This is a genomic window from uncultured Dokdonia sp., from assembly GCF_947492535.1.
Taxonomy (GTDB): domain Bacteria; phylum Bacteroidota; class Bacteroidia; order Flavobacteriales; family Flavobacteriaceae; genus Dokdonia.
This window is the reverse complement of record NZ_CANLNH010000010.1, coordinates 166,332-177,573: the sequence shown is the minus strand read 5'-3', so window position 1 is coordinate 177,573 and position 11,242 is coordinate 166,332. Positions and strand designations below refer to the sequence as shown.

The following is an 11,242-nucleotide window of genomic DNA, read 5'->3' as shown; positions in this document are numbered from 1 at the left end:
TGTCAATTCAATATGTCAATGAACTTAGAATCTCTCTAAAAAAAATCCTAATTAAATATTAATCCTAAAATCAATACTTACTCGTCTAGTGTAAAGGAATCGAACCTTTTTCTCCGCGTAAATACGCTATTGCCAAATCACTACTTTTTTATCCTGAACTTCGCTTCAAAACCTCTCTCTCAAAGCGGGTGCAAATATACAACTATTATTTATTCCTAAACAAACAAAAAATGAAAAAAAATTTAATCTTTTTTTACCCCTCTAAAAACAACCAACATGCTATGTATATGAACTAATTCGCTTATCAACTTCTAAACAAACACCGTCTCTCAAAGCGGGTGCAAATGTACAATTAATATTTCTTTCTAAACAAACAAAAAATAGAAAAAATATTCTTTTTTTTTATTCCTAAAAATCAATTACTAATTTATATATGAACTAACGTTTCCAACGAAACGGACGGCAAATATACTAGGTGTTTTTATTTCCACAATGAAAAACATTTACTTTTTTGAAAATATTTTTAAACAACTAATAATCAGAAGTCAACAAAGAATAAACGTAAGCAATCGTCTTACTCATATATAAGTTCTTAAAGACAGTAACTACACATCTTATTGCTCAATACTCTCTGCTTGAAAAGATTGCAACTCCCCTTCATTAAAAGCAACTGAAACTTGAATAGGATTACAACACACTTCACAGTCTTCTACATAGGATGTATTTACTGATGGATCAATTAACATTGACACCTCCTCCCAACAGTATGGGCATTGAAAAAAGTGTTCAAACATGATTTCTCTATACCTTATATTAGTTCACACATTTTAGAATGCAACATTAAGTAATTGCCCTGTAAGTTGTAGCAATTGCAATTCTGCAAGTTTTGCAGTGTATTTAGCAGCATTTTTAGTTACTTGAGCATTTAAAAGGTTTAATTGCGCTTGCCTAAACTCTACACTTGTAATCTGTCCAAGCTTTAATCTTTCTTGAGAACGTCTAAAATTATCCTCATTTGTTTTTACATTTTGTGTTTGAAGATCATAAATGGTAAGTGCATTTTTATAATTTCCTTTTGCATTTGCTATATCACGTTGGACTTGTTGTTTTAATTGCTCTTTTACAAGTTCTTGGCTTTCTCTAAATATCTTAGCATTTTTAAGTGCAATTACCGATCTTCCTCCATCAAATATATTCCAACGCAAATTTGCTCCTGCTGCAAGAGAATTTGAAGTAGAAGTCGTACTAGGAAAAAAAGCTGATGCTGGATTATTAGATTGATTCCAACCATAACTTCCTGTTAACCCTATTGTAGGCAAGAATAATGCTTTTGCACTTTTAATTTGATAATCACTAATAACAATATCTTGCTCAGATTGAAGCAAGGTTACATTATTTTGCATTGCTTGCTCTATATGACTATCTATTATTAATGCATTTACAAACGCTACTGTTGTATCTGCTATAAATGTTTTTTCCAAATCTTTATTAAGTACTACATTTAAGTCTCGTTGCGCATTTCTTAAACTTTGACGTGCATTTAAAACGTTTATACTATCTGTAGTGATATCTACTTTTGCATTAAGTACCTGAAGTTTATTTACCTGACCATAATCAAATTGGTATTGCGCTCTGACAGCTCTATCGTTACTCACGCGAAGCGCTTCTTCTAGAATAATCACATTTTCTTTTAATCTAGCCACTTCATAATACACTGAAAAAAGCTGCAACATGGTATTTTCTATCGTCTCTCTCGCCTCTAACTGCGTTAGATTATACTGCTCTTTAAGTTGTTTATAGTTATAATAACGACCCAATCCATCAAACAAGGTGTAATCAAGATTAATTGAAGCATTATATCTTGTTGTTTCTGCTCCTACAATTTCAATATCAGGTCTTGGGTTTCCATCTTGGCCTGTGGCTCCCCCAAAATCTGTATTACTTGTTGTTCTATCAAAATTGGCTCCGGCATTTCCTGTTAATGAAGGCAAGAAGTCAGCATTTAGAATACTGGTATTATTTTCAGAAATCGCTACCTGATTATTTGCTAGCTGTATTCCAAAATTATTTTCTAGCATTATAGAGACTGCTTCTTCCTTAGGAAGTATTTCGGATGGTATTTCTTGTGCGTACGCTTTCGCGAAAGCGAATACAACAAGAGCAAAATATACAGTATACTGCTTAAGATTCATATTCTTCTTCTATAATAGGTTCTTGTTGTAATTCTCTATTTGTTTCCAAAGCTTCTTCTAGATCATCACTATCAGGGTGAAAATTACGTTCTTCTTTTTGCTCTTTAATAGCTCGCTCTACCTCTTCCTTCGTCACTTCTTCTTCTGAATTATAAACCACCACATTATATACCCATTTAGTATGTTTTTTCATCCAATTACTAAATGACAAGAAAATAGGTAGCATTACCAAAGTAAGTATTGTTGCAAATCCAATACCATATGCAATAGAGATTGCCATAGGTATTAAGAATTGTGCTTGTCTGCTTTGTTCAAAAATTAAAGGAGCAAGTCCAGCAATGGTTGTAATGGAGGTTAAGAAGATTGCTCTAAAACGTGAACGTCCTGCTTCATAGATCGCTTCATCAAATGTCATCCCCAACCTCAAATTACTATTAAACTTCCCTATGAGCACCAGACCATCATTTACCATAATTCCGATAAGTGCTATGATCCCTAACATAGATAAGATATTAACTGGGAAATCATGGATCCAATGCCCCCAAGCTACCGCAGGCAAACTAAAAGGAATAAGAAGCAATAACATAAATGGCTGTCCATAACTTCTAAAGGTAAATGCAATGGTAATATATATAAGTAATAATACCGTTAGTCCTACTGGTTTTAATGATTTAAGTAGTTTTCCTGCTTCTCTATTTTGACCTTCATAGGATGGGGTTACCGTAGGGTATTTTGATAAGATTTCTGGCATGATCACATTTTGAATCTCTGCCATGACATCTGTAGCACTGGTTGCTTTGGGATCTTTAATATCTGCGGACACCTGTATTTCTCTACGGCCATCTAGATGATTTACAGCAACGTCTCCACGTTCTATTGTATAGGTAGCAATTTCTGATAACGGGATACGATCTCCGGAGAGTGTAGTGATACGCATATCGTCCAGATTATTAATAGAGGATCTATCATCTCTATCATAACGCACCCATACCCTTATCTCATCTTGCCCTCTTTGAAAACGTTGTGGTTGTATCCCAAAAAAGGCAGATCGAACTTGCGTCATCACATCTCGTAAATTCACCCCTAATGAGTATGCATAATCTTTAAGCTCTAGTTTTATCTCTTTAATTCCAGCCGGATCATTATCGGTTACATCTTTTAATAATTGATTACTCTCAAGATTTTGTTTCAATTCAGCTTTGACAGCTTTTAATTCTGAGATATTATTTCCTAATAAAGAAATAGAAACGGGGCGGCCTCCAAAATTTCCTCCCGTACCATATACCAAACTCTCAACGCCTATGACAGGACCTACTTTTTCACGTAAGCGGTTTGTCACCAGATCTGATGTAATTTCATCAGGTCTTTCTTCTCCTGGAAGTAAATTAATAGTAAGTGATGCCGAAGAAGCTCCTGGCCCTAGGTTTTTAATTAAATTCTCTACAAGTACCTTATCTTCATTATTGCTTGTGAAATATTCTTGAGTAAGCTCTTCATTAACTTCTACAGCTTTTCTTTCTATTAAAGAGATGATACTATCGGTTACTCTTTCATTAGTTCCGTTAGGCATGGCCAATGAAATTCTAATTTGGTCACTCGCTATTTGAGGGAAAAAAGCGCCTCGTATAATACCCGCTTGAAAACTTCCCATTGTAAGAATGATAAAAACCACGAAAAGAGAGAATACAAAAACTTTATACTTCAGCGAAAATTTTAAAATTGGACTATATAATTTGTCTCGCAACCAACTCATGATGGAGTCTCCTAACGTATTAACGTATCGTAATTTTGAGAACAGCCTTCCTATCGCTGATTTAGGTTTCTCCTGTTTACGTAATGCTTTAGAATGTGCTAAATGCGCAGGAAGGATAATTAATGCTTCTACTAAAGACACAACAAGTGTTAAAATAACGACTACTGAAACTTCTCCAAAGAAATCCCCTATACGTCCATCTAAAAACAAGAATATACCAAAGGCTAGTATAGTAGTAATAATCGCCGAAATAATGGGTGGTATTACCTCCATGGTTCCATCTACCGCTGCTTGAATAGGGGTTTTTCCTTGCTCATAATGCTGATAGATATTTTCTGCTATGACAATCCCATCATCTACCAAAATTCCAATAACAATAATCATCCCAAACAATGAAAGCACATTAATGGTGACGTTAAAGTAACTCGCAAACATAAACATCCCTAGGAAGGCAACTGGCAAACCAAATGCTACCCAGAAAGCAAGCCTTGTATTTAAGAAGAGTGATAGAAATATAAGCACCAAAACCATTCCTATAAGCGCATTTTCTGTAAGCAACTCCGTACGTTGCACTAGTGTAATCGAAAGATCAGTTACTACATTTAACTCTACATTATTATATTTTTGATTAAAATCTGCTATATACTCTTTTGCTTTTTCTGCAGATGAGATAAGGTCTTCTGTATTGGTACTCGTGATCGTGACATTTACTGAAAGTTCTCCATCATAAAAATTTGCGTTAGGAGTTTCAGCAAAACGATCTCGTACTTGAGCAACATCTTTGAGTCGTATAGTTCTCCCAGTAGCATCTGCGCGGACTACAAGGTTTGATAATTCATCTCCATAATACGAACGATTATTTGCTCTGATTAAATATTCTTCCGTATCTGTTTTAATAGTTCCTCCAGTGGTAAGGATATTTGCTCTTGCCACCGCTTGTGACACTTCGTTGAATGATAAGTTATATGCTAGTAAACTATTTTCATTTACTGCAATTTCTATTTCTTCTGCTGGGTATCCCGTTACGTTAATTTGAGAAATTCCATCTATACCTCGCAAATCATTTTCTACTTGCCTTCCAATTTGTTTCAGCGTAGGCAGTGGTATATCGGTACCACTTATAGCAAATGATATTGTTTGTCGTATTGCTTCTTGTTTTGCTACTATAAGAGGCTCCATCCCTACCGGAAAAGAAGGAACACGGTCTACTGCGTTCTTTACTTCTAGCAGCATAAAATCAATGTCTTTTCCTTTTTCTATTTCGACATTTATATTACCACTATTTTCTCTTGAGGTAGATGTTACTCGCTCTACACCGTCTAATCCTTTTAAGTTGTCTTCTATCTTAAGCACAATTCCTTCTTCCACCTCTAAAGGCGAAGCTCCAGGATATGTAACATTAATATTTATGTTTTTTGATCCTACTAATGGGAAAAAAGAAGATTTTAATGATAAAGCTCCTGCGATACCAAATACAAAGAATGCGAGTACAACGACATTTACTGCGACGTGATACTTAATAAAGTACGTGATGAGTTTGCGCATAATTATTGAAGTGTTTTATCAGTCTTCTCGGATAGCGATTGATTTTTCTCTTGATACACCTTTACTAACATACCTGCGTAAGCCCCCGGTATAGGTTTATCTACAATAGACATCCCATCAGGAATTCCTTTAACAATCATAGATTTTTCTGAAAAATACACAGGCTTTACATCAATAAGATCTAGCACTGAATCTCTCACCACAAACAATTGATCGTTAGGCTGCAAAAGTGTCCTATCTAGGTTTACAGCATTTGTTTCTTCTTTTGCATCAAGGCTTGCTTCGAGATAGATCCCTTCTCTTAAATTTTTATCCTTTACCTCTATATAAGCATTGATTGTCTGTGAAGCTTGATCTATATTTCCATTAATTCTAGCTACCGTTCCTTTATACGTTCTCTCTCCGTCTATAGTAGTTAAATCTACTTTCTTCCCTACCTGTAAAAGATCTGCATATTTCTTACTTATAGCTACTTCAAGTTCATAAACTTCAGTATCTATAAATGCCCCTAATTTTTGACCTGGTCTTACTAACGTTCCTTCTGTCACTAATGCTTCGGTTAATATTCCTGTAAAAGGAGCTGTAATCCTATATTTACTTAAGCGTTGTTCTAAATTTTTTACATTATAGTAGCTTGTGTTGATATTACGTCCTGTGATAAAGTATTTTTCTTTATCTGAGGTTGCTTCAGGAAGTGATGGAACGGCTTTATCTATATCAAAATTATTGAGATATGTTTGCCATTTATCATAGGCTTCAGGATAATCCAGTTTCAAATCTGGCATAATCGCTGTTATTTGATTATACAGATTACTTTTTTGAGATTGCACCGTTGCATAATATTCAGCGCTATTTAATCGTAAAAGTGTTTGCCCTTTTGAATATACTTGACCTGGTTTAAATAGCTTTCCGCCTTTTTGAAGGATGCCTTGTACTTCTGAAAAAAGTTCTAAGCGTCTTTGGGCTACTAAATTTCCATTTGCTTCTATTTTTATAGGCACAACACCATTAATGATAGTATCTACAAAAACAGTTTTAATAATTTTTTTTGGCTTTGGACGTTCTCTCTGATTACTTTCTACAATTTTTCGAGAACCAAAATAAGCTCCAACAATTAGAAGCACTCCTAGCAAGGATAATATGAGTTTACGCATGAAATTTGAGTTGTATACAATTAGGAAAACTGATCGTTTAACTAATTGTGCAAAGCTATAAACAGCAATATGGAGAAACGTTAAAAAACTGCTAAATTTAAACAACTATCGAATCACGATGAAAGCAAGTCTATTTGCTCTGAAGTTGTCTCCCAATCTTCCATTAATTGGTCAAGTGTTTTCTTTTTATTTTGATAGTTATCAAAGAAATTAGGTTGCGCTACAGTTGCATCATAGTTTATCTCCATTTCGACATCTATTGCTTTAATCTCTTTTTCAAGCTTATTAATCTGAGACTCTATTTTACTCAATTTATTATTAAGTCCTTTGAGTTTTTTCTGATCTTCGTAGGATTGCTTGTTGTCTTTTTTAACTTCAGTTTTAACAGGCTGATCGTCTCTTTTTTCTATTTCGCGTAAGCTTTCAACTGCACGAGCATCTAGATAATAATCTATATCTCCTAGATATTCTTTAATACGATGATCTTTAAATTCATATACTCGATCCGTAAGGCCTTGTAAAAAATCTCTATCGTGAGATACTACAATAAGGGTACCTTCAAAGTTTTTTAGTGCTTCTTTCAGTACATTTTTAGATTTTATATCAAGATGATTGGTAGGCTCATCCATCACTAAAACATTAAAAGGCTGCAACATCATCTTTGCTAATGCTAGTCGATTACGCTCTCCTCCTGAAAGCACACGCACATACTTATCTACCTCTTCACCTCTAAAGAGAAAAGACCCTAAAATATCACGAACTCTAGGCCTCGTTTTTTCATCGGCAGCATCTATCATTGTATCTTCTACAGTCTTACTCCCATCTAAATACTCTGCCTGATTTTGAGCAAAATATCCTATTTGAACATTATGTCCTAGTTTAATATCTCCCTGATGTTCAAGTTCTCCTACAATCATTTTTGCCAATGTAGATTTCCCTTGACCATTTTGTCCCACAAAAGCAGTTTTTGTATCTCTTTCTACTAATAGATCTATATTCTGAAGTACTTTTTTATCTCCATAACTTTTTGCTACATTTTCTGCTTCTACAACTACTTTTCCTGGCGTTATAGATATTGGAAACTTGAGTGTCATAACACTATTATCATCTTCATCTACTTCAATACGATCAATCTTATCTAATTTTTTAATAAGTGATTGTGCCATGGTAGCTTTAGATGCCTTTGCTCTAAATTTTTCAATAAGCTTTTCCGTTTGCTCAATATGTTTTTGTTGATTTTTCTGAGCGGCTAATTGTTGTTCTCTTAATTCTTTACGTAACACTAAGTATTTTGAATAAGCTTTAGGATAATCATAAATGCGTCCTAATGATATCTCAATAGTACGATTAGTCACATTATCTAAAAACATCTTATCGTGAGATACAATAACTACTGCTCCCGTATAATTTTTCAAAAATCCTTCTAACCAGATAATAGACTCTATATCAAGATGGTTTGTTGGCTCATCTAGCAAGAGTATATCATTACTCTGTAATAATAGTTTTGCAAGTTCAATACGCATACGCCAACCTCCAGAAAATGTATCTGTAAGTTTATCAAAGTCTTCTCGCTTAAAGCCTAACCCTTGCAAAATGCGCTCTGTATCTCCCTGATAGTTATACCCACCATGTATTTCATATTGATGTTGAATCTCATTAAGATCAATCATTAATTGATTATAGCTATCACTTTCATAATCTGTACGCTCTGAAAGTTGTGTATTTACTTCTTCAAGCTGTTTTTCTAATTTTTTAATTTCTGAAAAAGCTTGATACGATTCTTCAAGTACGGTGCGTCCTTCTATAAAATCAATATCTTGTTTTAGGAATCCAATTTGTATTTCTTTTTCGATCGCAATAGAACCGGTATCATATTCTTGCTCCCCAGATATAATTCGCAGCATGGTAGATTTTCCTGCACCATTTTTCCCAACAAGTCCTACGCGGTCTCCTCCGTTAAGTCTAAAGGTTATTTCTTCAAAAAGATACTCTCCCTGAAAGGATACTGAAAGGTTATGAATGTTAAGCATATCTATATAGATAAAAATTATGATCTTCCGAAAAAGAAGAATGCAAAGATGCTTAAATTTGTACTGTAAATCAACTTCATTATGGCATTTTTAAAAGGAACAAAAATCAATAGTATTCTATTTGGCAAGTGTCCTGTTTGTCAGAACGAATCCATGTATAAAGAATCGAATCCATATATCTTATCACAAACATTAGATATGCAAGAGCGATGCTCTCATTGCGACACTAAATATAAGATTGAGCCTTCTTTTTTTTATGGAGCTATGTATGTGAGTTATCCTGTCGGGATTATTTTTGCAGGTATCGCGTTTGCGATTACTTACTTTTTTATTGGAGCCACATTACTCAATACTTTTTTTGCTATTGCAGGTACTATGATTGTATTCCTACCAATCATCATGAGGCTTTCGCGAAATATATGGATTAACTTCTTTATGAAGTACGACAAGACTAAGGATCAGTTTGCTAATGCATAGCGCCTTTTATTTTTTTTCCAAAACGAGTAATATTTACTTCTTTTAATAAATCTTCACCATTTTCTAAATGATTAAAAAGGTGTTTTGCTAACATAGCAGACATCATAATACCACGTGTACCCAAACCATTAAAAACAACCAATTGCGAATGCTCCCGGTGCACACCTAACAATGCTCTGCGATCACCCACTGTAGGACGAATTCCAACTTCTTGGTCTACAATTTCATATGCACAAAAAACTAAAGATGCTAATTTCTCTATCAATTCTTCCCTCGCTTCTTTTGAAGGTATTGTATTTTTATCTTCCCAATTAAATGTAGCGCCTACTTTATACAAATCATCTCCAAGAGGCACTATAAAGAAAGATGTTTTAATAGCAGCGGTTAGTTGTAGCTCTTTAGCTCTTATAATAATATACTCTCCTTTATTTCCAACCAGCGGCAAATGTTTAAAATACGGATTCTTCTTAAGACCATATCCTTCAGCAAAAACAATCCGTTTTGCCCGAATTCCCTTGTAAATTATTCCTTGATCTGTGTATTCAATTTCTGAATATTCAAAGTCCGCTTTCGCGAAAGCGTTTTTAGATTCAAGATATGCTTGATACTTAAGCTGAAGCATTTTTATATCAATCCTCCCTGTTTCCATAACTTCCCCATATGCATAAGGCGCATTAATGTATTGATTGTCATCTGGAACAAGTACTGGCGAAATAAAACGTTTAAGTTCTGGTTTATCTGAAGCAGCAAACCAATTATTTTGGTCTTCTATAGATGAGAATATTTTTTGAACAGGTAATTTCTGAATACAATGCGCTCCTATTTTCTCTTCTATTCGTTTAAAATAAGGAACGGCGATATCTAACTGCTCTGTTGCTTTCCAAGGTAAGGTATATCGTTTTAGAATTACGGGGTTATATAGTCCAGCCGCTACACGACTAGCACCATCTATACCATTATCAAAAACTAGAAATGACTTATTGGCACTTTCTAATTGTTCAGAAAAAGCAATTCCTGCCAACCCTAAACCTACAATAATATAATCTACTTCTTGCATATGAGACAAAGATACTATCTATTGAACGGAAACTAATAGTTACATTTTCATTCCTAAGATGAAAGCATAAAAAAGGCTATTTAGAATTTCTAAATAGCCTTTTATATTTTATGAAATCACCTTTAGTAATTCCAGAGATCTTGTTCTAAATTCCGTATGGATTCTTTGATACGGGTTGACTCTAACAATTGCATCATTGCATTGTTATTAATGTAGCCGCTCACCCTACGGTCTCCTTGCACATTATCCTCTTTATATATAGTACCATTAAAACGTCTACTATTCAATAAATGATCAAATGATATGGGCATCGAAGTATTTTTCCTATTAAAAGCTTTTGCTTTATGTAAAACTTCTCTAGCTCCTGGGAACCATACCCAAAACAATTCTAAAGGTTCTTGACCAAATTCATCTTCCGAACCAATAAAGTTAATATCAGTTGATACAGGTGCAATACCTAACAAACGATATTTCAACTCACCTTGGCGCTTATCAACATACCAATACCCTCTCATATGATATGCATTGATATCTTGAGCAGTGATTGTTTTTGTTTCGATATTATAATCAGAAATAGGAAGACCTTCGTTAAGTTCTCTAAATCCATCATCAGCTGTATCAGTTACTACTAATGCAGCAGAGATATCATCTAAGGTAATTTTATTAGTAAAATATGAATCATCATAGATTGCATCTATAGTTCCGTTCTTAATGTTTTTCATTAAGACTTGGTATAATGAACGTCTATCAGAACCTATATTGATAGTATCTATAGGGTAATACAATGGGAAATTTACACGTTCATCTAGATCTACTACTTCCCATGTATTTTTAGACCAAAGAACATCTCTTTTTTCTACATATCCATACGGAAGTGGTTCGTCATTATCGTTTGCTTTCTGCTCTTCTGTTATTTCAAACATTTCGTCTGGAGTCTTTGCATTCAGGATATTTCCCTGTGCAAATACAGAAGATGTCATTATAAACGCAAACGCTATAAGAATTAGGTTCTTAAGATTCATAATTATTAATTA

General features: G+C 34.2%; 8 protein-coding genes. 1 reads left to right on the top strand and 7 read right to left on the bottom strand.

Annotated elements, in window-relative coordinates; translation table 11 throughout:
- Positions 1-614: 614 nt before the first annotated feature.
- From Q1A60_RS14515 to Q1A60_RS14495, 5 genes are all read right to left on the bottom strand, one after another.
- A complete protein-coding gene (locus Q1A60_RS14515) occupies positions 615-794 on the bottom strand; it encodes a CPXCG motif-containing cysteine-rich protein (RefSeq protein ID WP_299769676.1) in 180 nt (59 codons plus the stop codon).
- A gap of 33 nt (positions 795-827) precedes the next feature.
- Positions 828-2,192, bottom strand: a complete 1,365-nt coding sequence (locus tag Q1A60_RS14510) for a TolC family protein (RefSeq protein WP_299769673.1) — start codon at positions 2,190-2,192, stop codon at positions 828-830.
- Positions 2,182-5,490 (bottom strand): efflux RND transporter permease subunit, encoded by a 3,309-nt coding sequence (locus Q1A60_RS14505; protein ID WP_299769670.1) that lies wholly within the window; start codon positions 5,488-5,490, stop codon positions 2,182-2,184. The genes Q1A60_RS14510 and Q1A60_RS14505 overlap by 11 nt, the downstream gene beginning before the upstream one ends.
- Positions 5,491-5,492: 2 nt before the next feature.
- A complete protein-coding gene (locus Q1A60_RS14500) occupies positions 5,493-6,644 on the bottom strand; it encodes an HlyD family efflux transporter periplasmic adaptor subunit (RefSeq protein ID WP_299769668.1) in 1,152 nt (383 codons plus the stop codon).
- 113 nt (positions 6,645-6,757) lie between these two features.
- The gene (locus tag Q1A60_RS14495; RefSeq protein ID WP_299769665.1) at positions 6,758-8,674 is read right to left on the bottom strand and encodes an ABC-F family ATP-binding cassette domain-containing protein; all 1,917 of its coding nucleotides are present in this window, start codon (positions 8,672-8,674) and stop codon (positions 6,758-6,760) included.
- Between the two features lie 81 nt (positions 8,675-8,755).
- Here Q1A60_RS14495 and Q1A60_RS14490 point away from each other — a divergent pair, with 81 nt between their 5' ends.
- Positions 8,756-9,151, top strand: a complete 396-nt coding sequence (locus Q1A60_RS14490) for a DUF983 domain-containing protein (protein WP_299769662.1) — start codon at positions 8,756-8,758, stop codon at positions 9,149-9,151.
- Here Q1A60_RS14490 and Q1A60_RS14485 read toward each other — a convergent pair.
- Positions 9,141-10,208, bottom strand: coding sequence for an FAD-dependent oxidoreductase (locus tag Q1A60_RS14485; protein WP_299769659.1), 1,068 nt, complete (start codon positions 10,206-10,208; stop codon positions 9,141-9,143). The genes Q1A60_RS14490 and Q1A60_RS14485 overlap by 11 nt on opposite strands.
- Before the next feature lie 122 nt (positions 10,209-10,330).
- Entirely contained in the window at positions 10,331-11,230 is a 900-nt protein-coding gene (gldN, locus tag Q1A60_RS14480; protein ID WP_299769656.1) for a gliding motility protein GldN, read from the bottom strand.
- Between the last annotated feature and the right edge of the window lie 12 nt (positions 11,231-11,242).